Below are 26730 nucleotides of genomic sequence, written 5' to 3' on the forward strand. Positions count from 1 at the left end.
GATGGAAGGGGCCGCCGGTGCGGGGCTGCGCCTTGGGATCCGGCCTTCATCGCTTATAGTCGTCGGCGCCGGCCGTGGCGCCGGCAGCCCCCTCCCCCTACCCCCTCCCGCGAGGGGAGGGGGAGATCCGCGTGTGGAAACCTCGTGTTCGACTTCACCCCCGACGAGCTGACCGCGATCCTCCTCAGCCTCAAGGTCTCGCTGTGGGCCATGGTCGTCAGCCTGCCGCTGGGCGTGCTGGTGGCCCTGGCCCTGGCGCGCGGCCGGTTCTGGGGCAAGTCGATCCTGAACGGCGTGGTCCACCTGCCGCTGGTGCTGCCGCCGGTCGTCACCGGCTACATCCTGCTGCTGCTGTTCGGCAAGATGGGGCCGATCGGCTCGGTCCTGGCCCAGCTCGGCATCGTCTTCTCCTTCCGCTGGACCGGCGCCGCCCTGGCCGCCGGGGTGATGGGCTTCCCGCTGATGGTCCGCGCCATCCGCCTGTCGATCGAGTCCGTGGATCGGCGGCTGGAGGCCGCGGCCGGCACGCTGGGCGCCTCGCCGCCCTGGGTGTTCCTGACCGTCACACTGCCGCTGATCCTGCCGGGCGTGATCGCCGGCGCCATCCTGTGCTTCGCCAAGGCGATGGGCGAGTTCGGCGCCACCATCACCTTCGTCTCCAACATCCCGGGCCAGACCCAGACCCTGCCCTCGGCGATCTACACCTTCACCCAGGTGCCGGGCGGCGACATCGGCGCGCTGCGCCTGACCCTGGTGTCGGTCGTCATCGCCATGGCCGCGCTCCTCGCCTCCGAGATCATGGCGCGCCGGGCCGGCGTCCGGGTGCAGGCAGCGTGACTCTCGAGGTCGAGATCCGCCACCGCCAGGGCGATTTCGCGCTGGACATCGCCTTCGCCAGCGAAGGTCGGCTGACCGCGCTGTTCGGCCGCTCCGGCGCCGGCAAGTCCTCGGTGATCAACGTCATCGCCGGGCTGGTGCGGCCGCAGCACGGAAGGGTTGTGGTCGATGGCCGGCCGCTGGTCGACACCGGGCGCCGCATCTTCCTGCCGCCGCATCGCCGCCGCATCGGCTACGTCTTCCAGGAGGGCCGGCTGTTCCCGCATCTGACGGTGCGGCAGAACCTGCTCTACGGCCGCTGGTTCACGCCCAAGGCCGACCGCGGCGCCGAGTTCGGCCGGGTGGTCGAGCTGCTGGGCATCGGCGCGCTGCTGGAGCGGCGGCCGGCCGGGCTGTCGGGCGGCGAGAAGCAGCGCGTGGCGATCGGCCGGGCGCTGCTGTCCAGCCCGCGCCTGCTGCTGATGGACGAGCCGCTGGCGGCGCTGGACGAGGCGCGCAAGGCCGAGATCCTGCCCTATGTCGAGCGGCTGCGCGACGAGGCGCGGATCCCGATCATCTATGTCAGCCACGCCATGGCCGAGGTGGCGCGGCTGGCCGCCACGCTGGTGGTGCTGGCCGAGGGCCGGGTCGCCGCCGCCGGGCCGGTGCGCGAGGTGATGGGCCGGGCCGACCTGTTCCCGCGGGCCGAGGCCGGCGCGGTGCTGGAGGCCGTGGTCGAGGACCATGACGAGCGCTGGCAGCTGACCCGGCTGCGCGTCGCCGCCGGGTTCCTGACCGTGCCGCGGGTCGAGCTGCCCGCCGGCAGCCCGGTGCGCATACGCATCCGCGCCCGCGACGTCATGCTGGCGACGCAGCCGCCCGACCATCTGAGCGCACTGAACGTGCTGCCGGCGACGGTGCTGGCGATCGCGGCGGGCGACGGGCCGACCGCCGCGATCCGGCTGGACTGCGCCGGCGACGGCCTCTTGGCCCGGCTGACCCGGCGTTCGGTCGAGGCGCTGGCGCTGGCACCGGGCCGGCCGGTGCATGCGGTGATCAAGAGCGTCGCCTTCGACAGCCACACGGTCGGCGGCGCCCTGCGCGGCCCGGACGGCGCCGATGCGGAACTGGAAGGCGGCTGAGCGTCCATGGCCTTCGCTCACGGTTCGTGCCGGCGCCGGTGGCCGTCACAGCACGAAGCGCGGGATTCCCGGACGGGACCCGCGCTGTGCCGGATCGGGATGGGTCAGGAGGCCAGCTGCCGTTCCGCGGCAGGGCTCGATCGCTGCCGGAGGATGGCGCGGGCGCTGTCCACCAGCACCAGCCACGCTCCGGCCAGGATGGTGACGTCCTTGATCACCAGCCGGCCGCCGCCGGACAGCCAGGGGAAGCCGTGCTGCGCGTCGCCCAGCGCCGGCACCCAGGCCTCGGGCGTGGTCACCAGGAAGGACAGGGTCACGAACGGGGTGGCGAAGGCGAGGGCCGCCCCGAGGAAGCCGACCCGGGCGGAGACCAGGCCCGCCAGCGTCAAGGCGCCGATCAGGATCTCGAGCGTGCCGAGCCCGCGGGAGAAGCCGTAGGTGTTGTTGGCCGCCTGCCACGCCCGGTCTTCGGGCTTCAGCTCACCCTCGCGGGTGAGGTGCGCCTTGTAGTCCTCGGGGTGCTCGTAGAAGATCGACATCAGCGGGCTGTTGGCGACGAATGGCGTGATGCTGTCGGCCTCGTAGGGCGCGAATTTCAGGGTGCCGATCCAGAGGAAGACGATGGCGATGGCAATCCGCATCGCGTCGATCCCGATGCGATCGGACCGGGCGCCGCCGACAAGGCTCAGCCCCCGGCGGATGATGGTGTTCATGCTGGATCTCCCTGAGTGCCCCGGTCAGCCTTCCTGGGCTGCGGCAAAGGCATCCAGTGTGCGGGTGGAGTAGACGAGCGCCGCGCCGGCATTGACGCTGATGGCGACACCGAGAGCCTCAGCGACCTCTTCCTTGGTCGCGCCCTGCTTGAGTGCGGCATCGGCATGGACGGTGATACAGCCGTCGCAGCGCAGCGAGATGGCCACGGCCAGGGCGATCAGTTCGCGCGTCTTGGCGTCGAGATGGTTGGTCTTGGCCCCGGCGCCGCCCAGCGCCGCATAGCCGCGAACCGTGTCCGGGCTGAGCTTGCCGAGCTCGCCCACACCGGCGATGAGCTGCTGCCGGTAGGTGTTCCAGTCGTGCATGTGCATGATGCGTCTCCGTGATCGCTGAGATAGATCTAGGCTCGCCGCCGCGCTCAGGATATGGCTTCAAAGCGCAACGGTATGACCGGACGGATCAAAGCCGCATCATGAGCCTGGACTCGCCCGACGATCCCCTCAGCAGCCTGGCCCCGCTGCTGCAGGTGCGCCCGGTCCTCGACGACCTCTGCGAATTCGGCGGCCGCTGGGCGTCGCCGCACGCGGCTGCGGGCGGCCCCGGCTGGGCCTATTTCCACATCGTCGCGCGCGGGGAGTGCGAGCTGGAGAGCCCCGGCCATCCCCCGCTGCGACTGCAGGCCGGCGACGTGCTGCTGCTGCCGCATGGCGACCCGCATGTGATGCGCGCCCGCCCCGGCGCCACCGGCATCCCGGCCGGCACCGGCAAGGCCTACCGCAACGCCATCCGCCACCGGGCCAGCCTGGGCGTCGAGCCGGACACCGAGATCATCTGCGGCCGGCTGCAGTTCGAGGCCGCCGGCGAGAGCCTGCTGATCGCCACCCTGCCCGACCGCATCCTGCTGCGCGGCCCGGGCGGGCCGGACGCGGCGCGGACGCGGCTGCTGCTCGAGGCCATCCGCGACGAGCTGGATGCCGATGGCGCCGGGGCCGCGGCGATCGCCATCCACCTCGCCAGCGCCCTGTTCGTGATGATGCTGCGCGCCCATCTCGGCGCCGACGGCGCGTCCGGCGGCCTGCTGCGGCTGCTTGGCTACCGCCCGACCGCCCGCGCGGTGCTGGCGATGCTGCGCGACCCGGCGCGGCCCTGGACGCTGGACGAGCTGGCGGCCCGGGCCGCGACCTCGCGCGCCACGCTGGTGCGGGCGTTCCGGGCCGCGGCGGGCTGCCCGCCGCTGGCCTTCCTCACCGACCTGCGGCTGGGCCTGGCCCGCCGGCAGCTGCTGCGCGGCGGGGCCGCGGCCCAGGTCGCCGCCGAGGTCGGCTACCAGTCGGAAAGCGCGTTGAGCCGCGCCATGCATCGCCGCCACGGCCTCCGCCCCGGCGAGCTCCGCCGGGGCGCCGAGGCGGCGGGCGGCCCTCAGTAGCTCAGGCCCGCCCCGAAGCGGTACAGCGGCGCCCGGCTGTCATAAGGCGCGTCCGAGGCCTGGGCCAGGACGGCGGCCATCGAAGACGGCAGCTCGAAGGGCAGCCGGCCGCGCGGCCGGGCCTTGCCCTGCAGCACGTCCAGCAGCGCGTCGTCGGTGATGCCGAAATTGCCGATCAGCGCCGTCGACCGGTCGCGCACATTGGCCAGGATCGCCGGCCGGTCGAGATAGACCGTGACGATGGTCGGCACCGCCGCCGCGGCCGTCTTGATCGCCTCGTAATCGGCATCGCCGTCGCGGAAGTCCAGCCGCCCCTCATGCTGCCGGCTGCCGAAGGTGTAGTTGGGGTGCAGCGTCTCGAACGGCGTCGCCGCCCGCACCAGCGCGAAATCCGCCTGGCGCGGATCGGTGACCACGGTGAAGCCGTGCGCCCGCGCCGTCGCCGCATCGACGCCGTGCAGCCAGACCCGCCGCATCGACGGGGCGAGTGGCAGGACCGGCCGGCGGTTCGGCCGCCAGGCGCTGCCATCCGCCGCCGCCACCAGCGGCCCTCGGGCCGCGGGGCGGTTCTCCAGCAGCACCAGCGAGGCCTGCTGGGCGGCACGCCCCTCGGCCTTGAACCGGTCGTTGCCGGCGATACGGCCGGCCGCCGCCGTGTCGACATAGGGATTCTCGAACAGGCCGAGCTGGAACTTCTGCAGCAGGATGCGGGCCACCGACTGGTCCAGCCGCCGTTCGCTCAGCTGCCCCGCGCGCACCGCCGCCACGATCGGCGCCGGGTCGTCGCCGCTGCCGCCGAACTGGTCGATGCCGGCGTCGATCGCCTTGACGAAGCGCTGCTGCACCGTCAGGTCCGGCACGCCCCAGGAGGTGCCGAAGCCGACGAAGCCGGGCGCCTGCCCCTCCGGCCAGCCGTCGCGGCAATGGACGTCGCAATCCGCGGTGATGGCCCAATCGCTGAGGATCACGCCGTCGAAGCCGAAGCGGCGGCGCAGCAGGTCGGTCAGCAGCTGCTTGCTGAAGCCGGCGCCCACCCGCTCCAGCTGCCGGCCGAACAGGGTCAGGCCCTGCGGCGGCACCGCATAGGTCGGCATGATCCCGGCCGCGTTCGCGGCGAAGGCGCCGAGGAAGGGCACGATGTGGTCGTTGAAGCGCCCGGCCGGGAAGGTCAGGTCCTGGCCGTAATAATTGTGCGCATCGAACCCGTCGACCTGGGCGCCGTAGCCGACCCAGTGCTTGACCACGGTGACGACGCTGCCGGGGTTGAGGCCGCGCCCGCCGTTCTGGAAGCCGCTGACATAGGCGTCGACCATGCGGCGGGCCAGCTGCGGATCCTCGCCGAAAGTGCCGTTGATGCGCGGCCAGCGTGGCTCGGTCGACAGGTCGGCCTGCGGCGACAGCGTCTCCTGCAGGCCGATCGCCCGGTATTCCTGCCGCGCGACGTCGCCGAAGCGGCGCACCAGGCCGGCATCGCCGATCGCGGCCAGGCCGGTGGTCTCGGGCCATTGCGAGAAGGCCGTGTTCTCGACGCTGGCGCCGGCGACATACTGGAAGTGGTTGCGCGGGTCCGAGCTGATCAGCACCGGGATGCCCAGCCGGGTCGATTCGGCGATCTCCTGCGCCCGGTTGGCGGCCTGCGCCTGGGCCTCGGCGCTGCCGGACAGGCGGCTGATCAGCGCGGCGACATGGTTGCCGCCGACCAGCGCCTGCAGCGACTCCTCGGTCCAGCCGTCGCCGGTGGCGGTCGAGGCCGCGGTGGCATGGATCATGGCGCCGGCCTTCTCCTCCAGCGTCATGCGGCGGACCAGGTCCTGCGCCCGCAGCGCGGCCGGCAGGCGGCGGTCCTCATAGGGGTCCAGCCGGCCGTTGCGGTTCAGGTCGCGGTACGGGAAGCCGCGCTGCGACAGGATCGGCGCCGAGCGCGACTCCAGGCCTTGCGCCGCGTCGGCGATGGCCGGGCCGGCCGCCAGCCATCCGCCGAGGCCAATCGCGGCGATGGCGGGCCAATATCGTGACAAGGGCATCTTCGCTTCCCCTCTGCTGGGTGTCGTTGCGCAACCCGTTTGCTTAAACCTACCAATCACTCGGTAAGTTTTCCAAGCGGGATGATGCGGCGGCGCTGCGCAAGGCGGCGCGGCCGTGCTAGAGAGCGGGATGCCTTCGAAGACCCCAGCGGCCGACGGTCCGGCCGTGCCTGCCGAAGCCCCGAAGACCCGGCGGTCGCCCAAGGGGCAGCGCCGCCGCCAGCAGATCCTGGACGCCGCCATGGAGATGTTCGCCCAGGGCGGCTATGCCGGCACCGCGATCGCCTCGATCGCCGAGAAGGCGGGCCTGACCCTGCCCGGGCTGCTGCACCATTTCCCCAGCAAGATGTCGCTGCTGCTGGCGGCGATGGAGGAACGCGACCACGAGACCGGCCGGCTGCTGGCGGCGGAGACGGAGGGACGCGACCCGAGGACCGGAAGGCTGCTCTCCCCGGACGGGCTGACCTGGCGGCGGGTGCTGGACGACGCCCGCCGGGTGGTGCGGGCCAATGCCGGCAAGCGGAACCTGGTCCAGGTCTTCGCCATCCTGAACGGCGAGAGCCTGATCGAGGACCATCCGGCGGCGCCCTTCTTCCGCCGGCGCTCGGACTATCTGCTGGCCTTCATGCGCGCCGCGTTCCAGGCCGGCATCGATGCCGGCGAGTTGCGGCCGGACCTCGACCCGCAGCTTCTGGCCTATGAGCTCATCGCGATGATGGACGGGCTGCAGATCCAGTGGCTGCGCGACCCGGACGGCGTCGACATGGCCGCCGGCTTCGAGGCCTATCTGCGGCGGCTGGAGGCTGGAATCCGGGCCAGGGCAGCCGGGGACGACTGAGGATTTGACCTTACGATATATTCGATGGAATATATCGACTGGCGATCGGGCAGTCCCGACAGCCTCCCAGGTTGCGTGCCGGTCCCGTCCCAAGCCCGGCGCGCGGCCCAGCCTTTCGGGGCGGCGGTCCATCCGCCGCCCTTTTTCTTGGCCCATCGAGCCTTGTCGACAAACTGCATTCGACCGTCCTATCATCCGCCTTCAACAGAGTTGCGGGGAAGGACAGGCCCTTGGCGCGAGCGGCGAAGGAACAGGCGGCGGAGAGCGGCGAGACCCGGGCCCGCGGCGGCGGCGTCGCCAAGGTCTATGAGGCGCTGAAGCACGACATCCTCGACCTGGTGCTGGCCCCCGGCTCGGCGCTGGACGAGACCCGCATCGCCGAGCGCTTCGGCCTGTCGCGCACGCCGATCCGCGAGGCGCTGGTGCGGCTGGCCGGCGAAGGGCTGGTCGAGACCCTGCCGAACCGCAACACCATCGTCGCGCCGATCGACTTCTCCGCCCTGCCCGCCCATTTCGACGCGCTGACCCTGATGCACCGGGTCACCACCCGGCTGGCCGCTTTGCGCCGCACGGCGAAGGACCTGGAGGAGATCCGCATCCACCAGGCCGCCTTTGGACGGGCCGTGGCGGCGGCCGACGCGATCGGCATGGCCGATGCCAACCGCGACTTCCACCTGGCGATCGCCCGCGCCGGCCGCAACCGCTACTACACCGAGCTGTTCGGCCGCCTGCTGGACGAGGGGCGGCGGCTGAACCGGATCTACTACGCCAGCTTCGACGACCACCTGCCGGCCGAGTTCGTGGCCGAGCACGAGGCCATCATCCAGGCGATCATCGACCGCGACGCCGACCGCGCCGACAGCCTGGGCCGCGCCCATGCCGGCCAGGTGGTGCGGCAGATCCAGGGCTTCCTGGCCAGCGGCGTCGGCGGCGACGTCGCCCTCGGCCCCACGGCCGAGCCCGCCCAGCCCGCGCTGCCGGCCTGAGATGGCGGGCATCGCCATCCTCGGCGGCGGCGTCATCGGCTGCGCCATCGCTGCCTGGCTGGCCGCCGACGGGCACGAGGTCATGGTCTATGAGCGCCGGCCGGAGGACCGCCACGCCTCCGCCGGCAATGCCGGGATGCTGGCCTTTCCGGAGATCACGCCGCTGGCCCGGCCCGGCGTGCTGCGATCGGTGCCGCGCTGGCTGATGGACCCGCTGGGTCCGCTGGCCCTGCGCTGGCGCGACCTGCCGGCGCTGACGCCCTGGCTGCTGCGCTTCCTGGCCGCGGCGCGGACGGAGCAGGTGGAACGGTCGACCGCCGCCTTGGGCGGGCTGATGCGCTCCGCCCTCGACGACCATCGGGAACTGGCCCGCCGCGCCGGGCTGAACGGCCATCTCCGCCAGACCGGCGCGATCGACATCTACGACACCGAGGCCAGCTTCCAGGCCGCCCTGCCGGAATGGGAGCTGCGCCGCCGCCTTGGCGGCCACGATTTCGAGCCGCTGGCGCCGGACCACGCGCGCGAGCTGGTGCCGGACCTCAACGGCGGATTCGCCCGCGCCGTGCTGTGCCCCGCCTATTGGATGGTCGACAGCCCGCTCGGCGTGCTGCAGGGCCTGCGCCGCGGCCTGGGCGACCGGCTGGTCACGGGCGCGGTCGCCGCCGTCGAGCCCGGGGCCGAGGGCGTCACCATCCGCCTCGCCGACGGCACAGCCCGTGCCTTCGACAGGGTTGTGGTATCCGCCGGCGTCTGGTCGCGCGACATCGTCCGCGGCCTGGGCCTGAAGGTGCCGCTGGAGACCGAGCGCGGCTACAACACCACGATCCCGGGGGCGCCGGTGACGCTGCCGATGCCGGTGGTCTTCGCCGATCACGGCTTCGTCGCCTCGCCTTTGGCCGACGGCCTCAGGATCGGCGGGGCGGTGGAGCTGGCGGCGGTGGACGCGCCGGCCAATCTGGCCCGCGCCCGGGCGCTGCGGCAGAAGGCCCGGCGCTACCTGCCGGCGATCCCGGAGACCGGCGGCACCGAATGGATGGGCCGCCGCCCCTCCACCCCCGACAGCCTGCCGGTGATCGGCCCGCATCCGCGCGACCCGCGCATCGTCCTCGCCTTCGGCCACGGCCATCTCGGCCTGACCCTGTCCGCCACCACCGCCCGCCTCGCCGCCGGCTTCCTGTCGGCCAACGGCCCGGCGGATCCCGGCCCCTTCGGCATCGAACGCTTCCAGTGAGAGTGCCATGACCAAGAGCAGCTTCTTCTGCACCGACGCCCACACCTGCGGCAACCCGGTCCGTGTCGTCGCCGGCGGCGCCCCGCCGCTGCAGGGCGCGACGATGAGCGAGAAGCGCCAACACTTCGTCGCGGAGTACGACTGGATCCGCACCGGCCTGATGTTCGAGCCGCGCGGCCATGACGTGATGTCGGGGTCGATCCTGTACGCCCCGACCCGCGACGACGCCGACGCCGCCATCCTGTTCATCGAGACCTCCGGCTGCCTGCCGATGTGCGGCCACGGCACCATCGGCACGGTGACGGTGATGGTCGAGGAAGGGCTGGTGCGGCCGAAGGTGCCGGGCAAGCTGCGGCTGGAGGTGCCGGCCGGCATCGTCGATGCGGAGTACGAGCAGGACGCTGCCGGCCATGTCACCTCGGTGCGCATCCGCAACGTCCCGTCCTTCCTGTACAAGGAGAAGCTGGAGTTCGAGCTGCCGGGCTTCGGCCCTCTCGTGGCGGACATCGCCTATGGCGGCAATTTCTACGCCATCATCGAACCGCAGCCGGGCTATGCCGATCTGGAGGCTCTCTCCGCCGGCGAGATCCAGCGGCTGTCGCCGATCGTGCGCCGGGTGGTGAACGAGCGGTTCGACATGGTGCATCCGGAGGATCCGACCATCCGCGGCCTGCGCCATGTGCAGTGGACCGGCAAGCCGAAGCACCCCGAGGCGCATGCCCGCAACGCCGTGTTCTACGGCGAGAAGGCGATCGACCGGTCGCCCTGCGGCACCGGCACCTCGGCCCGCATGGCCCAGCTGGCGGCGCGCGGCGATCTCAAGACCGGCGACGCCTTCGTGCATGAGAGCATCATCGGCAGCCTGTTCCACGGCCGGGTCGAGGGCACGGCCAAGGTGGGGCCGTTCGATGCGATCATCCCGTCGATCGCCGGCCAGGCCTGGCTGACCGGCTACAACACCATCTTCCTCGACGATCGCGACCCCTTCGTCCGCGGCTTCACGGTCATGTGACGACGGTCTCGCTCCGCTACCGTATGGGCCGGAGCCACCCCCTCACCCGAAATCTCTGCGCGATTTCGACCTCTCCCCAAGGAGAGGTGTCAGGGGGCATGCTCCGGTTTCCCTCTCCTCGGGGAGAACGGGATGATCGACCGGGTGCTTCTGATCGGGGCCGGGCTGCACGGCATGGTGGCGGTGGCGATGGGCGCCTTCGCCGCGCATGGCATGGCCGACGCGGCGCCGGAGCGGCTGGGCTGGGTGCACACCGGGGCGCAGTACCAGCTGGTCCATGCCGCCGCCCTGCTGGCCCTGGCCCTGCTGGGTGCGCCGGGCGCGCTGCGCTGGGCCGGCTGGGCCTTCCTGGCCGGCGCCGTGATCTTCTCCGGCACGCTCTATCTGATGGCCTTCGGCGCGCCGCGCTGGTTCGGCGCCATCACCCCGATCGGCGGCGTGCTGATGATCCTGGGCTGGGGCCTGGCCGTGCTGGCCGCCTTCCGCCTGGCGGAAAGCTGAGGCCGGAGCCGTTGGCTGCGGCCGCGACCCGCGCTAGGGTTCGCCATGGCTGATTTGGATCTCGACGCGCGCGACCTGATCTGCCCGATGCCGGTCCTGAAGGCGCGCAAGGCGCTGCAGGGGCTGGCGCCGGGCCAAGTGCTGGACGTGCTAGCCACCGACGCCGCGGCGCGCAAGGACTTCCCGGCCTTCTGCGACGCCACCGGCCATGTCCTGGTCGCAGTGACCGACGAACCGGACGGCGCCACCCGCTACAGCATCCGCAAGGCAGGATAGGGCATGGACACGCTGCTCTTCACCCATCCGGCCTGCATCGGCCACGACACCGGCCCAGGCCATCCGGAGCGGCCGGACCGGCTGCGGGCGGTGCTGACGGCGCTGGAGGATGAGAGCTTCGCCCTGCTGCAGCGGCGCGAGGCGCCGGAGGCGACGATCGAGCAGATCGCCCTGGCCCATCCCGACGCCTTCGTCCGCCGCCTGCTGGCCGCGGTGCCGGAGGACGGGCTACAGCCGATCGACGCCGACACGGTGCTGTCGCCGGGGTCCGGCGCCGCCGCGCTGCGGGCGGCCGGGGCCGGCTGCGCCGCGGTCGACGCGGTGCTGGCGGGGGAGGCGCGCAACGCCTTCTGCGCCGTGCGGCCGCCCGGCCACCATGCCGAGGCGACGCGGGCCATGGGATTCTGCCTGTTCAACAGCGTCGCCATCGCCGCCATGCACGCCCGGCTGGCGCATGGGCTGCAGCGGATCGCGGTGGTCGATTTCGACGTCCATCACGGCAACGGCACCCAGGACATCTTCTGGTCCGAGCCCGACCTGTTCTACGCCTCGACCCACCAGTCGCCGCTGTATCCCGGCACCGGGTCGGAGGACGAGACCGGCGTCGCCGGCAACATCCTGAACGCGCCGCTGCCGCCGATGTCGGGCGGGGTCGAGTTCCGCCGGGCGATGGAACGCATCGTGCTGCCCGCGGTCGACGCCTTCGCGCCGGAGCTGCTGCTGATCTCCGCCGGCTTCGACGCCCATGCCCGCGACCCGCTGGCCCATCTCGAGCTGCATGAGGGCGATTTCGCCTGGGCGACGCTGGAGCTGATGCGCCTGGCAGACCGGCATTGCGGCGGCCGCGTGGTCTCGACGCTGGAGGGCGGCTACGACCTGCGCGCCCTCGCCCTCTCCACCGCCGCCCATGTGCACACGCTGATGACCGGCTGAGGCCGGCTATCGCGCGGGCGCCGTGACCCACAGCGCCCGCGCCTCCTCCTCGCCCGCGGCGATCGCGGCGTGGCCGATGCGGGCGTCGAAATACACGGCGTCGCCCGGGTCGAGATCGACCGGGCCGAAATGCTCGGTGAACAGCGTCACCCGCCCGGCGATGACATAGAGGAAGTCGTCGCTGTCGTGGCGCTCCCAGTCCTCGAAGGCATCCAAGGAGCGGGCTCGGAGCGTGACCTCCGAGGCCAGGAAGGGCGCATCCTTCAGCCCGCCGCCGAAGGGACGCAGGCGGTAGTTCGGCATCTCGGTCGCCGTCCCCTCCCCCGCCCGCACCACGATGCGGCGGCCGCGCAGGGGCGAATCGGCTGGGCCGAACAGCCCCGCGAGCTCGATCCCGAAGCCGCGCGCGAGCTTCTGCATCGCCTGGAAGGTCGGGGACATCTCGCCGCGCTCGATCTTCGACAGCGCCGAGCGCGACAGGCCGGTGCGGCCGGCGGCCTCCTCCAGCGTCCAGCCCCGCGCGGCCCGCAGCCGGCGCGCGGTCTCCGCCAGGTCGATCTCCGGCACCGGGCCGGAAGGGCCGCCATGCTCCGGCGCCCGCCGCACATCCATCTTCGGCATGGTCCCGTCCTTGTCTGCCCCCGCTTCTCCGGCGATCGCCGCGGCCCGTCAAGCCACCTTTCCACTATGATGGAAATTTCCATTATAGTAGACAAACCACCCTCATCATCGGCCGTGGAAGGGCAGGATCATGGAAGCACTGGTGTTCGAGCGGTTCGGCAGCCCCGAGGTGCTGGAGGTCCGCACCCTGCCCGACCCGCCGGTGCCGCCGGGCCATATCCAGTTGGCGCTGCGCGCGGCCGGGCTGAACTTCGCCGATCTGCACCGCCGTCGCGGCAACTACCGCTTGGCCGGGGCGGCGCCGCATATCGCCGGCTATGAGGGCGCGGGCGAGGTGGTGGCGCTGGGCGACGGGGTCGAGGGCGTCCGCCTCGGCGACCGCATCGGCTTCGCCGACGTGCCCTTCGCCAACGCGACGCGCGTGACCGTGCCGGTCGAGCGTGCGATCCCGCTGCCGGACGACATCGGCTTCCGCGAGGCCGCGGCGATCCTGCTGCAGGGGCTGACGGCCCAGTATCTGGTGGCGGACAGCGCCCCGGTCCGCGCCGGGGCACGGGTGCTGGTCCATGCCGCGGCGGGCGGGGTCGGGCAGTTGCTGGTGCAGATGGCCAGGCGGCGCGGCGCCCGGGTGATCGCCCTGGCCTCGACGCCGGAGAAGGCGGCGCTGGCCGTGGCGCGGGGTGCGGAGCACGGGCTGACCTATGAAGGGGATTGGGTGGCGGCGGTGCGGCGGCTCAGCGATGGCGGGGTCGACATCGCCTATGATTCGGTCGGCACGACGCTGGCGGGCAGCCTGGCCACCACCCGGCCGCGCGGCACGGTGGTGGCCTACGGCACCGCGGGCGGCGATCCGCCGGCGATCGATCCGCGGCTGTTGATGGAGCAGTCGAAGGCGGTGGTCGGCGGCGACCTGTGGGACCATCTCGACAGCCGCGCCGGCCGACTGGCCCGCGCCGCGGCGCTGTTCGCCGCACTGCGGGCCGGCGAGATCGCCCTGCCCGAGATCGAGGTGTTCCCGCTGTCGCGCGGCGCCGACGCGCATCGCCGGCTGGAGAGCCGCACCGTCACCGGCAAGATCGTGCTGGTGCCGGACGGACTGGATTGAGGCGGCGGCTCGGGCGCCCATTCCTCGCCGTCATTGCGAGCGTAGCGAAGCAATGACGGCATAGGAGGCTGAGAAAGCCGGAGCGGAAGAGGTCCCTGCGCCCGCCGGCGTCAGCCCAGCGCCGCTGCGATCTCCGCCCATTCCTGCTCGAGGCTGACCTGGGACATCGGCCGGCCGGCGCGGCGATACCAGTAGCCGGCATTGCCGAGATCGCCTTCCTTGCGGTGCAGATAGGCATGGGCCCAGGCGGCGTCGGCGCCGTCCTCGGAATCGACGCAGCCATGCGCCCGGTCCCAGTCGCCCTTGGCGTCCCACCACAAGGCGGCGAGCGGTGGCGACAGGGTCGCGGGCGGCTGGTCCTGGTCGAGGGTGCGCCTGAGGGCGGGGACATCCATCGGTCGGCCTCTCCGGTCGGACGGGGCGCGGTGCCCCGAAGTCGGGATCACCGCACAGCCCGGCGCCGGGCACAAGCCGGAGATGGAGCCGCAGCAACGAAACAAGGGGCCATAAGGCCCCTGGTCTCATCCGTCGGTACGATCAGGCCCGGGACCGTACGGCCCCGGCGAGCCGGATCAGTAGCCCTGGATCTGCAGCCGCTTGCGCAGCGCCTTGCGCTGGCGGCGGACGGCTTCGGCTTCCTCGCGGATGCGGCGCTCGGACGGCTTCTCGTAGTTCCGACGCTGCTTCATCTCGCGAAAGATGCCTTCGCGCTGCATACGCTTCTTGAGGACGCGCAGCGCCTGATCGATGTTGTTGTCGCGGACGAGCACCTGCATCGGGCAAAGGCCTTTTCACTAAACGGGTCGGGCGGGGTTACGCCTTTCAGCCGAGAATGTCGAGAACGATTCGACGAATCTCGGCGCGGGACAGCTCTGCCTTGTGCGCCGGCTGCCGCAGCGGGGTGGTTGCCAGCCGCTGCATCGGGCGACGCGGGCGGCGGCGGAAGGTCTTGGTCTGTACGGTCTTCATCTCTGTATCTTTACTCTCTGGGCCCTTGGGGCCTCGTTGCACGCAATATCGCTTAAACCGCGACACCAAGCCATCGGCCTGCCCGTCCCGGCGCAAAGCACGATCGACAGGCGAAGCGCCCGTCTTATCGTTCGGATCATGGTTGGGAGGGGGATCCGGGCCCGTTCCCACGGAACGGCGCGGATCGTGTCGAAACCGATCTCGACGCTCCATATGGGGCAACCGCCGGCGGATTGCAACCCGCGGGGACGAAAAACACCCGGCGGGCGGAGGTGACAGCCGGCCGGGCCATGCCCACATCGACAGGATATCGGCGGCTGACACGGGGGGCATCCATGCGCTTCGGCTTCGTCGGACTCGGCCTGCTTCTCGTGCTGTTCCTGCCGGTCGCCTCCGCGGCCGCCCAGGACCAGCCGGTCGATCTCGAGCTGGTGCTCGCCGTCGACGTCTCGCGCTCGATGGACGAGGACGAGCAGGCGCTGCAGCGGGACGGCTACGTCACCGCCCTCACCCACCCCGAGGTGATCGACGCCATCACCTCCGGCGTCCAGGGCCGCATCGCCATCATCTATGTCGAATGGGCCGGCCCCGGCTCGCAATCCATCATCCTGCCCTGGCGGCTGATCGACGGCGCCGCGGCGGCGCGGGCGGCGGCGGCCGAGCTGTCCCAGACCTCCGGCACGCTGACCCGGCGCGGCACCTCGATCTCCGGCGCGCTCTTGTTCACCGCCGCGCTGTTCGACAACAACGGCTTCGACGGCATCCGCCGCGCCATCGACATCTCCGGCGACGGGCCGAACAATGCCGGCTGGCCGGTGTCGGGCGCACGCCAGATGGCACTGGCCAAGGGCATCACCATCAACGGCCTGCCGGTGATCCTGAAGCGCGGCGGCTTCGGCGGGCTGCCGGAGCCCGAGATGCTGGACGCCTATTATCGCGACTGCGTGATCGGCGGCCCCGGCGCCTTCACCGTGCCGGTGCGCAGCACCGCGCAGTTCGCCGACGCGATCCGGCGCAAGCTGGTGCTGGAGATCGCGGGCCGGACGCCGGAGGCGACGCCTGCCGCCTTCATCCCCGTCCAGGCCGGCGGCACCGACTGCATGATCGGCGAGAAGACCCGGCCGCGCTGGCTGGACCTGGACGAGCGATGAGCCATGAAAAAGCTCCCTCCCGGAGGCCGGGAGGGAGCCGATGACGCCGGCCGGGGCCGGCATCGCAAGGCCGCCGGTCAGCGGCCGCCGCCGCCCAGCGACTGCAGCACGGTGAGCAGCGAGGTCAGGTTGTCGGCGACGCCGGTCTGACCGACCTTCTCGGTGGCACCGGCGACCGAGGTGGTGTCGAGGCTGTAGATCTGCATCACGCCCTGGTTCGCCGCCGCCTGGGCCAGCGTGTTCTGCTGCTGCTGCGCCGCGACGGCATTCTCGAACAGGATGCCGGTCGAATGCGCCATGGTCTGGAACAGCGTGCCCATGGCCATGGCCGGGGCTTCGCCCACGACCTTGACGTTGGACTGGGTGACGGCGTCGGTGACCATCGGGTTGACGGTAACGGGATCTGCCATGTCCGTACTCCTGGGTTGATCTCGCGAAGGCGACGCCTTCACGCATGGGAAAGGACGCCGGGGCCGGGGAGTTGTGAAACCGACCCCGAAGAATTCACAGGCCCGATCACCGCATCAGCCGGCCGCGCGGCTCGGCCGGCGGCGGCGGCGCGGCCGTCGCGCTGTTGATGATCCCGGCCAGCTGCGCCCGCAGCGGCGCCAGCCGCTCGTCGACGCGGCGCTCGACCTCGCGCTCGATCACCCGGCGCAGCGCCTCGGTGATCTGCGGCAGCAGGAACTGCGCCTTGGGCGACAGCGCCGCGGGCGTCGTGCCCGCGGGCGCGACGGCGGGGACGGCCGCCGGCGTCGTCGCCGGCGCGGCCGCCTGCAGCTGCGACAGCACCCCGCTGCCGGAGCGGGAAATCGTCTCCAGCGCGCCGGGGTCGCTGAACAGGGCGACCAGGGCGTCGTTCTCCTCCGCCAGCGACCGGGTCAGCCGGCGGGCGGTGGCGGTGATCGCGTCGATCACCTGGCGGGTGGCGGCGAGATCCTCCTGGGTCTCGGCCGCCACCTCCTTCTGGCGCTCGGTGGTGCCGGCCGCGCGGGCCAGCAGGCCGGGCAGGAAACGGCGAAGCCCGCCGTAATCCGCCTGGGCCGAGTCGACCTCGGCCCCGGACCGGACCAGGCGGGCCAGCAGCCCCTCGGCGCCGCCGAGGGCCTCGGGGCCGGCATCAGCGCCGGTGGCCCCGGAACCTCCCTTTGCATCGGTCATCGCATCTCTCCTCACCACGGAAGAACTCGTCGGCCTCGCCGGCCGCAATCGGCCGGCCGCACTGCTCGCAGCAGGGGACCGGGTCGCCGGCGCCCCCGGCCGCCGCGGCGCCGCTCTCGGCCGCGACCACCCCGGCGGCATGGCGCAGCGCGGACTGCGCCTGCGTCAGGTGCTGCACCAAAGGCGGATACCAGCCGGTGCCGGCCCGCGGCCGCTCGGCATCGGTCAGCGCCGAGGCCCATTGCCGCAGATAATTGGCCAGCACCACGTCCAGCTCCTCGCGGATGTAGTCGACGTCGCGGTCCATCGGATGTCCTTTCGCTTGCCCGAGGCCTGGAACGAACGGCGCCGCCGGTCAGCCGCGGCCGAGCGTGCCCAGCAGCACGGCCGCCCGCTGGAGGGTCCTGAGCTGGTCGGCGGAGATCCCGAGCGCCCGCCCCCGGCCGGATGCGGGCTGCGGGGCGCCCCCGGCCGCGGGGTCCGGACCGGCCGGAGCGATGGCGGGCATGGCGCCGGGGAGCGCGCCCGCGAGCCCCCCGGCCNGGGCGGGCCGGCGGCGGGCATGGCGCCGGGGAGCGCATCGCCCACGGCCCCGAGCGGCTGCGTGGCCGGGGCCAGCGTCGTCCGCATCCCGATCGGCTGCGTCGGGCCGGGATCGAGCCCTTCATATTCCACCTTCGCGTCCGGCTGGAAGCCGAGCGTGCCATCCGCGACGACCGGGAGGTAGCTGCTGTTGGTGATGCGCGCCCGGGCGGCGTTGGTGGCGTAGTCCTCCTTGGCGTTGCCGATGGCCACCGGGCCGAAGACCGGCTGCCCCTGCGGGGACACGAAGCCCGTCGCCGCGACCTGCACCAGGCTCCGGTGCGCCGTTGCGTCGCCGGCCGAGACACTGTCCACCACCACGCGCGGATAGAAGATGTTGGAGTCCATGTCGAAGTAGTAGAGCTCCTCCATCCGGCTCAGATACGAGCCGCCGAAGGAGGATCGCAGGGTGCGGCCGTCCGGGGCGACAGCGGTCCCGTTCACGGCCGAAATCCTGTCGATGACGGCGCCGTCCGGCTCCGCCCGGCACATGTAGCAGGGCTGGAAGGAGCTGAAGAACATCAGCTTCGAGGCCTCCTGCTCCTGGGCCAGGAACCGGCCGCGGATCTCCACCACCTTGTCCGGCCCCACCCCCTGGCCGCCGGCCCCCGTCAGCCCGCTGATGTACCGGACCACCGGGCTGCCTGCCTGCCAGTCGCCCGCGCGGCAGGCGACGTTCATGAACGAGACCACCCGCGTCTCGGCATGGGCGATCCGGCTGCGCTTCTTCTCGTTCAGCACCAGCAGGGCCAGCTGAAGCTTCGCCTGGGTCTGGACCGCGAGGGCCGCGGCGATGTTGTAGCCGCGCTTCCGGTGGCCCTCGTCCCATTCATTGGCGAGCAGCGCCAGGACCTGGCGCATGGCGGAGTTCTGGTCGCCGAGGTCCTTGCCGTCGAAGACGTCGCGGTACTTGCCGTCGAACGTCTCGATGTTGCCGAAGACGTCGGCGACGAAGATCCGGTCGATGTTCTCGATGAAGTCGCGCTGGAGCTGGATCTGGTGGACGAAGGCCGGCTGCAGATAGGCGTAGTCGCGGATCGCGGTGCTCTCGGTGATCCGGAACACGCCCGACTTGCCGATCTCGCTGTCGCCGCTGCGCAGATCGAGGCTCAGATCGAAGGCGCCGGGCAGCGCGCCGCCGGCCACGAGCTGAATCCGCCGCGACGACTTGCGCTGCAGCAGCATCATCTTGTCGTTGTTGATGTAGAGGAACGGCAGGGATTCATAGGCGATCGAATCCCACCCCGGCACCGCCACGTCGAGGATCACGTGCCCGCCCTCCTTCGCGGCCGCGGCCAGGTAGCTGAGCGCGGCGGGCAGCAGGTAGAGGTCGTCGCGGCCGGCATCGGCATCGAGCCAGGCGTCGGCGGTGCCGTTGATCTTCGCATCGGCGACATCGACGCTGTACAGGTAGAAGTCCTTGGCGTCGGTCAGGTCGCCCTTGTAGGTGGGATAGCTCAGCTCCGGGATCGCCAGCGCGTAGGTGCGGTCGCCGGGCAGGCCGCTGCCCCACAGATAGGCTCCGAAGGTCGTCATCGCAGAGATCCTCCTGCTGCGGGCGCCGGCGCGGATGCGTCCGGGCGCTAGGACAGGTCGCCGATGAAGGTCTGGGCGCCGGAGCCGGCGGTGGTGCTGACCGTGCCGAACACCGTGACCGCGGCGGTGACCATGGCCTGCGCGGCCGCCAGGACCGGCGCCTCGGTGGCCGCCGCCTCCGGGTTCTCGGCCATCTTCTTGGCCGCCACGGCCTGGACCGCGAGCGCGATCTGCATGATGCCGTTCATGTAGCCGGTCGCATCCTGCACCGCGAGGCCGGCGGCCTCGGTCACCATCACCTCGGGCGGGCCCTGGACCAGCTGCGGCAGCGCCGCCGTGGTCTGCTGGTTGGCGAAGCCGACCGCCTGGACGATCTGCTGGTTCAGCGCACCGGTCGCGGGCGGCGTCGGCGGCGACGGCGGAGGTGGGGGAGACGGCGGCGGGGGCGGCGACGGCGCGGCGTCGTCCTGGGCCCCGGGCACGGCGGCGCCGAGGGACTGGCCGCCTGGGCCGGAGCGGGAGCGGAAGGGGTTGAGCGGCATGATCCGGCCTCCCCGCCTACGCCTTCGCCGCCACGTCCATGATCAGCTGGCAGGCCTTGGAGACGATGGCCGTGGTGATCTGGTTCATCGCCTGCTGGCTCTGCACCGCGTTCTGGACCGACAGGCCGGACGCGTGGCTGACCACCTGGTACAGCGCGGCGATGGCCTGGGCCGGAGCCTCCGCCACCACCTTGACGTTGGTCTGGGTGACCGCATCGGTGATCTGGGGATTGACGGTGTCAGCCATGGTCCTGCCCTGCCGTTCATGCCGTGGAAGCCTTGGTGCCCTTAGAGACGTCCGGCCTCAGCCGGTGTGAACCATTTTTCCGGGGGGTCCGCCGATGCGCCTCCGCCGCGGCGTCGCGCAGCCGCTCGCGCAGGAACTGCACCCGCTTGCGCGCCAGCGGCTGCGAGATGTTCAAGGACTCGGCGATGTCCTTGTAGGACCGCTCCTCGCAGAAACGCATGCGGAACAGGATTCGATAGGAGGGGGACAGGCCTTCGACCGCCGCGAGCACGGTCTTCAGCGTCTCCTGCAGCGGCAGCACCCGCTCCGGGTCCGGCCCGTCATCCGCCGGCGGGTCGAAATGGTCGGCATAGACATCGACGTGGAAATCGTGGATCTGCCGTTCGTTCCGCCGCCGCCGGCAATGGCTGATGAACTCGTTGTTCAGGGCGAAGAGAAAGAACGCCCTCGGCTCGCGGATGACCGTCTGGTGCCGGCGGACATGGCTGACGGTCTTGATGATGGTCGAGGACAATATTTCCTCGGCGTCGTCGATATTGCCATTGGTCAGACGGATGGCGCGTCGGCGAAGAATGGTGGTGTTGCTGATCCAGCTGTCCCAAATATCCGGCGCAGCCGCGCCCATGCCGCCCGGCGATACGCCGTCACGGTCGGTCATAATCCCTCCTGAAATGTCCGAGGGCCCGAGGGCCTGGAATTCGGAGGGATCGACGCGGGAGCCGGCTGTTTGTGAAAACGGCTCAGAGATTCGCAATATAAATTCCAGAAATTGATTATATTTTAGGAAATTTTTGATCCTGAATATAAGTAGTTTTGCAAATCACACAAAATCTTCAGCGAGATATCGATTCAATTTAAAGAAAGTTCATCCGGCAAATGTGAACGACTGTTCATCTCTCGGCGAAGACAGCGGGAGCTGAACATTGAGACGGCGTCCCTTAAGGACGGCCGCCGGCAGACTGGTGGAGAACTCCATGGGCAGCCGCAACTCCGCAACGACCCGGGGCCGGTCAGCCCGGCCCAATCCAGGACTCGAACGCGACCAAGGCCGGTGAAGGATCGAGTCCTGCGCATCGCCGGATCCGCCCCAAAGCCTCGCCGCTCGGTTTACCAAGTAGCAGCTTGACCAATCCAGGAAGGCTTCGCTAATAAATGAAGAAATGCCTTGGAATACCCGTCATCGGACGGGGGACCACGGATCTGAGGAGACGTTCCATGTCGCAGCCGGAGCCGGGTTGGGGGACGCTGTTCTCGGGCGCCAATGCCATCCGCTCGCTGGCCCTGGCCGGCGGGACGGCGCTGCACGCCGTCAGCGTCTACATCGCCATCACCATCCTGCCTTCGGTGGTCAAGGATATCGGCGGGCTGGACTATTATGCCTGGAACACGACGCTGTTCGTGGCCGCCTCGATCCTCGGCGCGGCGCTGTCGCCACGGCTGCTGGCGGTGCTGGGGCCGCGCGGCGCCTATGTCGCCGCGGCCCTGACCTTCGCCGCCGGCGCCATGGCCTGCGGCCTGGCCCCGACGATGCCGGTGCTGCTGCTGGGCCGGCTGGTGCAGGGGCTGGGCGGCGGCGTCATGCTGGCCCTGTCCTACGCCATGATCCGGCTGATCCTGCCCGAGGCGCTGTGGTCCCGCGGCATGGGGCTGGTCTCGGCCATGTGGGGCATCGCCACGCTGCTGGGCCCGGCGATCGGCGGCGTCTTCGCCGAGCTGGGGGTGTGGCGCGCCGCCTTCTGGTGCGCGGCGCCGCTGGCGGTGCTGTTCGCGCTGCTCGCCGCCTCGGTGCTGCCGAAGCGGGGCGAGGCCGGCGACCGCGCCGCCCTGCCCCTGCTCCAGCTCGTCCTGCTCACCGTCGCCGTCCTGGTCGTCTCCGCCGGCAGCGTCTCGGCCGACATCCGCATCGGCATCGCCGGCCTGGCCGTCGCCCTGGCGCTGATGGCAGCGCTGATCGGGGTCGAGCGGCGGGCCCGCACCCGGCTGCTGCCGCGCGACATCTTCCGGCTGTCGACGCCGCTGAGCCGCCTGTTCGTGGTGATGTCCCTGCTGACCGTGACGGTGACCGGCACGGAGATCTTCATCCCGCTGTTCCTGCAGGTGCTGCACCAGCAGACGCCGCTGGTCTCCGGCTACCTCGCGGCGCTGATGTCGGCCGGCTGGTCGGCCGGGTCGATCACCAGCTCCGGCGCCGGCGGGCGCGCGGCCGGCCGCGCCATCCTGGCCAGCCCGGTGCTGGCCCTGGCCGGCATGGCCTGCCTGGCCGCGCTGGTGCCGGTCGCCGGCGGCGGCGACTGGGCCCTGCTGGCCCCGATCTGCGTCGCGCTGGTCTGTATCGGCCTGGGCATCGGCTCGGCCTGGCCGCATCTGCTGACACGGGCGCTGCAGACCGCGCCCGAGGACGAGAGGACGCTGACCGCCAGCTCGCTGACCACGGTGCAGATGTTCGTCACGGCGCTGGCCGCGGCCCTGGCCGGGATGGTGGCCAATCTCGGCGGCCTGCTGGATCCCGGCGGCGTCGCGGGCACCGCCAGCGCCGCCCGCTGGCTGTTCGGCCTGGTCGCCCTGGCGCCGCTGCTGTGCCTGCCGGTGGCGCTGCGCGTCGGCCGCGCCCGGCCGGCGGCGCGGCGCGGGCATGCGTCGTCAGCGCCGCCCTAACCTTCCACCACCAGCCGGTAGCCGACCCCGGCCTCGGTCGCGATCAGCCGCGGCCGGGCCGGGTCGTCGCCCAGCTTCTGGCGCAGCTGGCCGACATAGACGCGGAGATACTGCATTGCGTCGATATGGGCCGGGCCCCAGACCTCGCGCAGGATCTTCTGGTGCGTCACCACCCGGCCGTGATGCGCGGCCAGGAGGCGCAGGATCTCGAACTCCTTCTTCGACAGGCGGATCTCCCGCCCCTCGAAGCGCACGCGGCGATGCGGCACGTCGACGGTCAGCGGCCCTGCCTCGATCACCGCCTCGGCCGCCTCGTCCTCCTGGCCGCCGCGGCGCAGGGCGGCGCGCAGCCGGGCGGTCAGCTCGGCGATGCCGAAGGGCTTGGTGACATAGTCATTGGCGCCGCGGTCCAGCGCCTCGACCTTCTCCGCCTCTCCGGCGCGGACCGACAGCACGATCACCGGCACCGCCGACAGCTCGCGGATCCGGCTCAGCACCTGCTGGCCGTCGATGTCGGGCAGGCCGAGATCGAGGATCACCAGGTCGGGCCGGTCCTGCACCACCCGCTCCAGCCCCTCGGTGCCGCCAGCCGCCTCGATCGGGGCATAGCCGTCGGCGGCCAGGCTGATCTTGAGGAAGCGGCGGATCTGCGGCTCGTCGTCGATGATCAGGATGCGCGGGGCGGCGCGGGTGTCGGTGGGGGTCATAGTGATGGTCCGAAGGTCCAACCCGTCATGGCGAGGAGCGAAGCGACGTGGCCATCCAGGGGCCCGTGCGAACGGCCCTGGATGGCCACGCCCCTGCGGGGCTCGCCATGACGGAGAAAAAGGGAGAGGGCGGGCAGCCCGAGCATTCACATTCCCATCGAGATGCCGGGCAGAGCCGGGGCGGCGAGGTCGGGTGGGAAGGTCACCGTGAAGACGGCGCCGCGCCGGTCGCCGCGGTTGCCGGCGACGATCCTGCCGCCCATGGTCTCGACGAAGCCGCGGCAGATGGCGAGGCCCAGCCCCGTCCCCGCCTGGGCGCTGTCGCCCTGCTGGATGCGGTGGAACTTGTCGAAGATCGCCTCCAGCTTGTCCTCCGGGATGCCGTCACCCTCGTCCAGCACGCGGATCACCAGCCCCTTCTCGTCCCGCGCCGACACCGTGATGGCCGTGCCCGCCGGGGCGTATTTGGCGGCGTTGTCGATCAGGTTGACCAGCACCTGTTCCAGCAGGATCGGGTCGAGCAGGGTCAGCGGCAGGTCCGGCGCGATGTCCAGCACCAGCCGGTGCCGGGCGACCAGAGCCGTGACGCGATCCGCCGCGGCGCCGATCACCTCAGCCACCTCGGTCGCCTCCAGCTTCGGCCGCAGCACGCCGGATTCGAGCCGGGTCATGTCCAGCAGGTTGCCGACGAAGCGGTTCAGCCGCTCGGCCTCGTCCTCCACCGTCTCCATCAGCTCGCCGCGGGCCTTCGGGTCCAGCGTCGCGTCGTACTGGCGCAGGCTGGAGATGCCGCCGATGATCGAGGCCAGCGGCGTGCGCAAATCGTGGCTGATCGAGGTCAGCAGCGCGGCGCGCAGCCGCTCCGTCTCCGCCACCACCCGGACCTCGTCGACGTCCTTGGCCAGGCGCACCCGCTCGATCGCCACCGCCGCCTGGTCCATCAGCGAATCCAGCAGGCGCTGGTCGTCGGGGCTGAGCAGCGGCCCCGGCTGGTCGCGGTCGATGCCGACCACGCCGATCTGGCCGGAGGCGGTGCGCCAGGGCAGGAACAGCCATTTGCCGCCGGGCAGCGTGTCGGCCCCCCGCCCCGCCGGCCGGTCATTGGCCCAGCTCCACTGCGCCGCCGCCCGCTCCGCCTCCTCGATCCGGTCTTCCGGCGGATAGCCGGCGACCACCTGCAACGACCCGTCCTGCGGCATCAGCACGACCACGCGCAGCTTCAGCATCGAGGCGATCTGGTAGGCGGCCGCCCAGAGCAGGTCGTCGGCCGAGGCGATCGCCGCCAGCTTGCGGCTGAACCCGAACAGCTCCGCCGTCGCCCGGGCCCGCGCCGCGGCGCCGCGGGCCTGCAGCCGCGCCCGGCTCTGCAGGTTCGAGGTGACGGCGGCGACCACCAGGAAGAACACCAGCGTGGTGACGTTCGACGGGTCGGCGATCACCAGGCTGTACAGCGGCGGCAGGAAGAAGAAGTTGACCGCGAAGACGCTGAGCAGCGAGGCGAAGATCGACGGCCCCAGCCCATAGCGCGCGGCGCAGAACAGCACCGGCAGCAGGAACACCAGCGCGATGCTGTTGCTGGTGGCGACGAAGGCGACCAGATGGGCGGCCGCGGTGGTGGCAGCGACGCCGACTGCGGCGACCAGATAGGGCCGTGGGTCGAGGCCGGCATCGGCCGGGCGGGTCTGGATCCGCTCCTGGCCCGCCTGGGCCTCGGCCTCCTCCCCCGCCATGACGTGGACGGAGATCGAGCCCGCCTTGCGCACCAGCTCATGCACCACCGAGCCGTGCAGCAGCTCGAACCAGCGCGGCCGGTCGGACTTGCCGATGACGATCTGGGTGATGTTGTTGCGCCGGGCATAGGTCAGGATCTCGGCGACGATGTCGTTGGCCGGGACGGTGACGGTCTCGCCGCCCAGCTTCTCCGCCAGCAGCAGGCCCCGGGCGATGCGGTCGCGCTCGGCCTCGCCCAGCCGGTGGTGGCGCGAGCCCTCGATATAGACGGCGACCCAGCGCGCGCCCAGCCGGTCGGCGACGCGGCGGGCGTAGCGCACCAGCGCCTCGCTGTTCGGCGCCTCGCTGACGCAGACCATGATGCGGTCGCCGGCGGCCCAGGGGCCGGTGATGGCATGGGCCCGCATATAGCCCAGCATCTGGTCGTCGACCCGCTGGGCGGTGCGGCGCAGCGCCAGCTCGCGCAGCGCGGTCAGGTTGCCGGGCTTGAAGAAATGGTCGACCGCCCGCCGCGCCTGGTCGCGGATATAGACCTTGCCCTCGGCCAGCCGCTTCTGCAGGTCCTCCGGCGTCAGGTCGATCAGCTCGATCTCGTCGGCGCCGTCGATCCAGGCATCCGGCACGGTCTCGCGCACCCGGATGCGGGTGATCCGGGCGACGACGTCGTTCAGGCTCTCGACATGCTGGATGTTCAGCGTGGTCCAGACGTCGATGCCGGAATCCAGGATCTCCTCGACATCCTGGTAGCGCTTGTCGTGCCGGCTGCCGGGGGCGTTGCTGTGGGCCAGCTCGTCGACCAGCACCAGCGCCGGCTTGCGCGCCAGGATGGCGTCGAGATCCATCTCCTCCAGGCTGCGGCCGCGATGCTCGGCCCGGCGGCGGGGGATGATCTCGAAGCCGCCGACCAGGGCCTGGGTCTCGGCCCGGCCATGGGTCTCGACCACGCCGATGACGACGTCGACCCCGTCGCGCCGCCGCGCGGCGCCCTGGGACAGCATCTCATAGGTCTTGCCGACGCCGGGCGCCGCCCCGAGGAAGATCTTGAGGCGGCCGCGGGTTTTCGCGACCGCCTCGAGCAGAGCTTCCGGCGAGGGACGATGATCGTCGTCGGACCGATCGGTCAGTGACATCGCGCCAGCAGACTACGGGGTCTTCAGCCCGTCCAGCGCCATGTTGAGCCGCAGGACATTGACCCGCGGCTCGCCGATCAAGCCCAGCAGCCGGCCGGAGGTGGCGGCCTGCACCAGCGACCGCACCTTGTCCTCCGGCAGGTTGCGGGCGGCGGCGACCCGGGCGACCTGCAGCTCGGCATTGGCCGGGCTGATGTCCGGATCGAGGCCGGAGGCCGAGCTGGTGACCATGTCGGCCGGCGGGTTCTTGATGCCCTGCGCCGCCAGCGCGTCGACGTCGCCCTTCACCCGGTCGGCCAGCGCCTGGCTGGTCGGGCCGAGGTTGGAGCCGGCCGAGTTGGCGGCGTTGTAGGGCTGCGCCACCGACTGGGTCGGGTCGTTCGGGTCGGCGCCCGAGGTCGCCGAGATGCGGCCGTGGAAGTACTTCTCGCTGGTGAAGTTCTGGCCGATCAGCGACGAGCCGATGACGGTGCCGTCGGCGCGCTTGACCAGGCTGCCATTGGCCTGGTCGGGGAACAGCCACTGGGTCACGCCGGTCATGGCGAAGGGGTAGGCGATGCCGGTGATGACCGTCAGCAGGACGATCATCACGATGGCGGGACGGATCTGGTTCAGCATGGCAGTACCTGTCGGAAAGCTCCGGTCGGAGCCGTCATTGCGAGGAGGCGAAGCCGACGAAGCAATCCAGGGGCCA

General features: G+C 71.4%; 29 protein-coding genes. 13 read left to right on the forward strand and 16 right to left on the reverse strand.

The window, feature by feature from the left end; translation table 11 throughout:
• Positions 1–144 precede the first annotated feature (144 nt).
• Both modB and modC read left to right on the forward strand, forming a co-directional pair.
• Positions 145–837: a molybdate ABC transporter permease subunit gene (gene modB, locus BWR60_RS21775; RefSeq protein WP_230983135.1), complete on the forward strand. Its 693-nt coding sequence runs from the start codon at positions 145–147 to the stop codon at positions 835–837.
• Positions 834–1958: a molybdenum ABC transporter ATP-binding protein gene (gene modC / locus BWR60_RS21780; protein ID WP_088153117.1), complete on the forward strand. Its 1125-nt coding sequence runs from the start codon at positions 834–836 to the stop codon at positions 1956–1958. The genes modB and modC overlap by 4 nt, the downstream gene beginning before the upstream one ends.
• Positions 1959–2062: 104 nt before the next feature.
• On the opposite strand, the gene rclC is transcribed toward modC, so the two are convergent.
• Together rclC and BWR60_RS21790 are read right to left on the reverse strand one after the other, a co-directional pair.
• A complete protein-coding gene (gene rclC / locus BWR60_RS21785; RefSeq protein WP_088153118.1) occupies positions 2063–2671 on the reverse strand; it encodes a reactive chlorine resistance membrane protein RclC in 609 nt (202 codons plus the stop codon).
• Between the two features lie 24 nt (positions 2672–2695).
• On the reverse strand, positions 2696–3043 hold the full coding sequence (locus tag BWR60_RS21790; protein ID WP_429913035.1) for a carboxymuconolactone decarboxylase family protein: 348 nt from the start codon (positions 3041–3043) through the stop codon (positions 2696–2698).
• A 101-nt stretch (positions 3044–3144) separates the two neighbouring features.
• Between BWR60_RS21790 and BWR60_RS21795 the strand changes: the two genes are divergently transcribed.
• Positions 3145–4098: a cupin domain-containing protein gene (locus BWR60_RS21795; RefSeq protein WP_218823612.1), complete on the forward strand. Its 954-nt coding sequence runs from the start codon at positions 3145–3147 to the stop codon at positions 4096–4098.
• Here the strand turns inward: BWR60_RS21795 and BWR60_RS21800 are convergent.
• Positions 4092–6122: a glycoside hydrolase family 3 protein gene (locus BWR60_RS21800; RefSeq protein WP_088153120.1), complete on the reverse strand. Its 2031-nt coding sequence runs from the start codon at positions 6120–6122 to the stop codon at positions 4092–4094. The genes BWR60_RS21795 and BWR60_RS21800 overlap by 7 nt on opposite strands.
• A 130-nt stretch (positions 6123–6252) precedes the next feature.
• Between BWR60_RS21800 and BWR60_RS21805 the strand changes: the two genes are divergently transcribed.
• The 7 genes from BWR60_RS21805 to BWR60_RS21835 all read left to right on the forward strand — a co-directional run bounded on the left by BWR60_RS21805 (position 6253) and on the right by BWR60_RS21835 (position 11899).
• Positions 6253–6960: a TetR/AcrR family transcriptional regulator gene (locus BWR60_RS21805; protein ID WP_088153122.1), complete on the forward strand. Its 708-nt coding sequence runs from the start codon at positions 6253–6255 to the stop codon at positions 6958–6960.
• Between the two features lie 230 nt (positions 6961–7190).
• On the forward strand, positions 7191–7946 hold the full coding sequence (locus BWR60_RS21810; protein WP_088153123.1) for a GntR family transcriptional regulator: 756 nt from the start codon (positions 7191–7193) through the stop codon (positions 7944–7946).
• A 1-nt stretch (position 7947) separates the two neighbouring features.
• On the forward strand, positions 7948–9177 hold the full coding sequence (locus BWR60_RS21815) for an NAD(P)/FAD-dependent oxidoreductase (protein ID WP_088153124.1): 1230 nt from the start codon (positions 7948–7950) through the stop codon (positions 9175–9177).
• Between the two features lie 7 nt (positions 9178–9184).
• Positions 9185–10189 carry a 4-hydroxyproline epimerase gene (locus tag BWR60_RS21820; protein WP_088153125.1) on the forward strand — a complete coding sequence of 335 codons (1005 nt, stop codon included), beginning with the start codon at positions 9185–9187 and terminating at the stop codon, positions 10187–10189.
• A gap of 132 nt (positions 10190–10321) precedes the next feature.
• Positions 10322–10690, forward strand: coding sequence for a DUF423 domain-containing protein (locus tag BWR60_RS21825; protein WP_088153126.1), 369 nt, complete (start codon positions 10322–10324; stop codon positions 10688–10690).
• 45 nt (positions 10691–10735) lie between these two features.
• Positions 10736–10966, forward strand: a complete 231-nt coding sequence (locus BWR60_RS21830; protein WP_088153127.1) for a sulfurtransferase TusA family protein — start codon at positions 10736–10738, stop codon at positions 10964–10966.
• Between the two features lie 3 nt (positions 10967–10969).
• A complete protein-coding gene (locus BWR60_RS21835; RefSeq protein ID WP_088153128.1) occupies positions 10970–11899 on the forward strand; it encodes a histone deacetylase family protein in 930 nt (309 codons plus the stop codon).
• Between the two features lie 6 nt (positions 11900–11905).
• Here BWR60_RS21835 and BWR60_RS21840 read toward each other — a convergent pair whose 3' ends face one another.
• Positions 11906–12520, reverse strand: coding sequence for a helix-turn-helix domain-containing protein (locus BWR60_RS21840; RefSeq protein WP_088153129.1), 615 nt, complete (start codon positions 12518–12520; stop codon positions 11906–11908).
• A 130-nt stretch (positions 12521–12650) separates the two neighbouring features.
• Here BWR60_RS21840 and BWR60_RS21845 point away from each other — a divergent pair, with 130 nt between their 5' ends.
• Positions 12651–13625 carry a quinone oxidoreductase family protein gene (locus BWR60_RS21845; protein ID WP_088153131.1) on the forward strand — a complete coding sequence of 325 codons (975 nt, stop codon included), beginning with the start codon at positions 12651–12653 and terminating at the stop codon, positions 13623–13625.
• Positions 13626–13735: 110 nt separating this feature from the next.
• Here BWR60_RS21845 and BWR60_RS21850 read toward each other — a convergent pair whose 3' ends face one another.
• The 3 genes from BWR60_RS21850 to BWR60_RS37185 all read right to left on the reverse strand — a co-directional run bounded on the left by BWR60_RS21850 (position 13736) and on the right by BWR60_RS37185 (position 14594).
• The gene (locus BWR60_RS21850) at positions 13736–14020 is read right to left on the reverse strand and encodes a hypothetical protein (protein ID WP_088153132.1); all 285 of its coding nucleotides are present in this window, start codon (positions 14018–14020) and stop codon (positions 13736–13738) included.
• 177 nt (positions 14021–14197) lie between these two features.
• Complete coding sequence (gene rpsU / locus BWR60_RS21855) at positions 14198–14401, reverse strand: 30S ribosomal protein S21 (protein WP_034845628.1); 204 nt, start codon at positions 14399–14401, stop codon at positions 14198–14200.
• Between the two features lie 46 nt (positions 14402–14447).
• Positions 14448–14594, reverse strand: coding sequence for a hypothetical protein (locus tag BWR60_RS37185; RefSeq protein ID WP_179221889.1), 147 nt, complete (start codon positions 14592–14594; stop codon positions 14448–14450).
• A 335-nt stretch (positions 14595–14929) separates the two neighbouring features.
• Between BWR60_RS37185 and BWR60_RS21860 the strand changes: the two genes are divergently transcribed.
• Positions 14930–15745, forward strand: a complete 816-nt coding sequence (locus tag BWR60_RS21860) for a DUF1194 domain-containing protein (RefSeq protein ID WP_088153133.1) — start codon at positions 14930–14932, stop codon at positions 15743–15745.
• Between the two features lie 77 nt (positions 15746–15822).
• Here the strand turns inward: BWR60_RS21860 and BWR60_RS21865 are convergent, their stop codons facing one another.
• The 6 genes from BWR60_RS21865 to BWR60_RS21895 form a co-directional block, all read right to left on the reverse strand.
• Positions 15823–16155: a RebB family R body protein gene (locus BWR60_RS21865; protein ID WP_034845624.1), complete on the reverse strand. Its 333-nt coding sequence runs from the start codon at positions 16153–16155 to the stop codon at positions 15823–15825.
• A gap of 106 nt (positions 16156–16261) precedes the next feature.
• A complete protein-coding gene (locus tag BWR60_RS21870) occupies positions 16262–16906 on the reverse strand; it encodes a hypothetical protein (RefSeq protein WP_088153134.1) in 645 nt (214 codons plus the stop codon).
• Positions 16866–17213, reverse strand: a complete 348-nt coding sequence (locus tag BWR60_RS21875) for a hypothetical protein (RefSeq protein WP_088153135.1) — start codon at positions 17211–17213, stop codon at positions 16866–16868. Before BWR60_RS21875 ends, BWR60_RS21870 begins: the two co-directional genes overlap by 41 nt.
• A gap of 1858 nt (positions 17214–19071) precedes the next feature.
• Positions 19072–19566, reverse strand: coding sequence for a hypothetical protein (locus tag BWR60_RS21885; protein ID WP_088153137.1), 495 nt, complete (start codon positions 19564–19566; stop codon positions 19072–19074).
• Between the two features lie 16 nt (positions 19567–19582).
• Positions 19583–19813 (reverse strand): RebB family R body protein, encoded by a 231-nt coding sequence (locus BWR60_RS21890; protein WP_088153138.1) that lies wholly within the window; start codon positions 19811–19813, stop codon positions 19583–19585.
• Positions 19814–19829: 16 nt separating this feature from the next.
• On the reverse strand, positions 19830–20471 hold the full coding sequence (locus BWR60_RS21895; protein WP_218823613.1) for an RNA polymerase sigma factor: 642 nt from the start codon (positions 20469–20471) through the stop codon (positions 19830–19832).
• 557 nt (positions 20472–21028) lie between these two features.
• On the opposite strand from BWR60_RS21895, the gene BWR60_RS21900 reads away from it, so the two are divergent.
• Positions 21029–22468 (forward strand): MFS transporter, encoded by a 1440-nt coding sequence (locus tag BWR60_RS21900; RefSeq protein WP_179221890.1) that lies wholly within the window; start codon positions 21029–21031, stop codon positions 22466–22468.
• Here the strand turns inward: BWR60_RS21900 and BWR60_RS21905 are convergent.
• From BWR60_RS21905 to kdpC, 3 genes are all read right to left on the reverse strand, one after another.
• A complete protein-coding gene (locus BWR60_RS21905) occupies positions 22465–23175 on the reverse strand; it encodes a response regulator (RefSeq protein WP_088153140.1) in 711 nt (236 codons plus the stop codon). The genes BWR60_RS21900 and BWR60_RS21905 overlap by 4 nt on opposite strands.
• Before the next feature lie 146 nt (positions 23176–23321).
• On the reverse strand, positions 23322–26036 hold the full coding sequence (locus BWR60_RS21910) for a sensor histidine kinase (protein WP_088153141.1): 2715 nt from the start codon (positions 26034–26036) through the stop codon (positions 23322–23324).
• 12 nt (positions 26037–26048) lie between these two features.
• Positions 26049–26654 (reverse strand): potassium-transporting ATPase subunit KdpC, encoded by a 606-nt coding sequence (gene kdpC / locus BWR60_RS21915; RefSeq protein ID WP_088153142.1) that lies wholly within the window; start codon positions 26652–26654, stop codon positions 26049–26051.
• Positions 26655–26730 lie beyond the last annotated feature (76 nt).

Origin of the sequence: Inquilinus limosus (genome assembly GCF_002195995.1) — a bacterium.
Taxonomy (GTDB): Bacteria; Pseudomonadota; Alphaproteobacteria; order DSM-16000; family Inquilinaceae; genus Inquilinus; species Inquilinus limosus_C.

What these genes read in the sequence shown, in the direction of transcription:
- rclC (WP_088153118.1), bottom strand. Translation starts at nt 2,671, where the DNA reads ATGAACACCATCATCCGCCGGGGGCTGAGCCTTGTCGGCGGCGCCCGG.
- BWR60_RS21790 (WP_429913035.1), bottom strand. Translation starts at nt 3,043, where the DNA reads ATGCACATGCACGACTGGAACACCTACCGGCAGCAGCTCATCGCCGGT.
- BWR60_RS21795 (WP_218823612.1), top strand. Translation starts at nt 3,145, where the DNA reads ATGAGCCTGGACTCGCCCGACGATCCCCTCAGCAGCCTGGCCCCGCTG.
- BWR60_RS21800 (WP_088153120.1), bottom strand. Translation starts at nt 6,122, where the DNA reads ATGCCCTTGTCACGATATTGGCCCGCCATCGCCGCGATTGGCCTCGGC.
- BWR60_RS21805 (WP_088153122.1), top strand. Translation starts at nt 6,253, where the DNA reads ATGCCTTCGAAGACCCCAGCGGCCGACGGTCCGGCCGTGCCTGCCGAA.
- BWR60_RS21815 (WP_088153124.1), top strand. Translation starts at nt 7,948, where the DNA reads ATGGCGGGCATCGCCATCCTCGGCGGCGGCGTCATCGGCTGCGCCATC.
- BWR60_RS21820 (WP_088153125.1), top strand. Translation starts at nt 9,185, where the DNA reads ATGACCAAGAGCAGCTTCTTCTGCACCGACGCCCACACCTGCGGCAAC.
- BWR60_RS21825 (WP_088153126.1), top strand. Translation starts at nt 10,322, where the DNA reads ATGATCGACCGGGTGCTTCTGATCGGGGCCGGGCTGCACGGCATGGTG.
- BWR60_RS21830 (WP_088153127.1), top strand. Translation starts at nt 10,736, where the DNA reads ATGGCTGATTTGGATCTCGACGCGCGCGACCTGATCTGCCCGATGCCG.
- BWR60_RS21835 (WP_088153128.1), top strand. Translation starts at nt 10,970, where the DNA reads ATGGACACGCTGCTCTTCACCCATCCGGCCTGCATCGGCCACGACACC.
- BWR60_RS21840 (WP_088153129.1), bottom strand. Translation starts at nt 12,520, where the DNA reads ATGCCGAAGATGGATGTGCGGCGGGCGCCGGAGCATGGCGGCCCTTCC.
- BWR60_RS21845 (WP_088153131.1), top strand. Translation starts at nt 12,651, where the DNA reads ATGGAAGCACTGGTGTTCGAGCGGTTCGGCAGCCCCGAGGTGCTGGAG.
- BWR60_RS21850 (WP_088153132.1), bottom strand. Translation starts at nt 14,020, where the DNA reads ATGGATGTCCCCGCCCTCAGGCGCACCCTCGACCAGGACCAGCCGCCC.
- rpsU (WP_034845628.1), bottom strand. Translation starts at nt 14,401, where the DNA reads ATGCAGGTGCTCGTCCGCGACAACAACATCGATCAGGCGCTGCGCGTC.
- BWR60_RS37185 (WP_179221889.1), bottom strand. Translation starts at nt 14,594, where the DNA reads ATGAAGACCGTACAGACCAAGACCTTCCGCCGCCGCCCGCGTCGCCCG.
- BWR60_RS21860 (WP_088153133.1), top strand. Translation starts at nt 14,930, where the DNA reads ATGCGCTTCGGCTTCGTCGGACTCGGCCTGCTTCTCGTGCTGTTCCTG.
- BWR60_RS21865 (WP_034845624.1), bottom strand. Translation starts at nt 16,155, where the DNA reads ATGGCAGATCCCGTTACCGTCAACCCGATGGTCACCGACGCCGTCACC.
- BWR60_RS21870 (WP_088153134.1), bottom strand. Translation starts at nt 16,906, where the DNA reads ATGACCGATGCAAAGGGAGGTTCCGGGGCCACCGGCGCTGATGCCGGC.
- BWR60_RS21875 (WP_088153135.1), bottom strand. Translation starts at nt 17,213, where the DNA reads ATGGACCGCGACGTCGACTACATCCGCGAGGAGCTGGACGTGGTGCTG.
- BWR60_RS21885 (WP_088153137.1), bottom strand. Translation starts at nt 19,566, where the DNA reads ATGCCGCTCAACCCCTTCCGCTCCCGCTCCGGCCCAGGCGGCCAGTCC.
- BWR60_RS21890 (WP_088153138.1), bottom strand. Translation starts at nt 19,813, where the DNA reads ATGGCTGACACCGTCAATCCCCAGATCACCGATGCGGTCACCCAGACC.
- BWR60_RS21895 (WP_218823613.1), bottom strand. Translation starts at nt 20,471, where the DNA reads ATGACCGACCGTGACGGCGTATCGCCGGGCGGCATGGGCGCGGCTGCG.
- BWR60_RS21900 (WP_179221890.1), top strand. Translation starts at nt 21,029, where the DNA reads ATGTCGCAGCCGGAGCCGGGTTGGGGGACGCTGTTCTCGGGCGCCAAT.
- BWR60_RS21905 (WP_088153140.1), bottom strand. Translation starts at nt 23,175, where the DNA reads ATGACCCCCACCGACACCCGCGCCGCCCCGCGCATCCTGATCATCGAC.
- BWR60_RS21910 (WP_088153141.1), bottom strand. Translation starts at nt 26,036, where the DNA reads ATGTCACTGACCGATCGGTCCGACGACGATCATCGTCCCTCGCCGGAA.
- kdpC (WP_088153142.1), bottom strand. Translation starts at nt 26,654, where the DNA reads ATGCTGAACCAGATCCGTCCCGCCATCGTGATGATCGTCCTGCTGACG.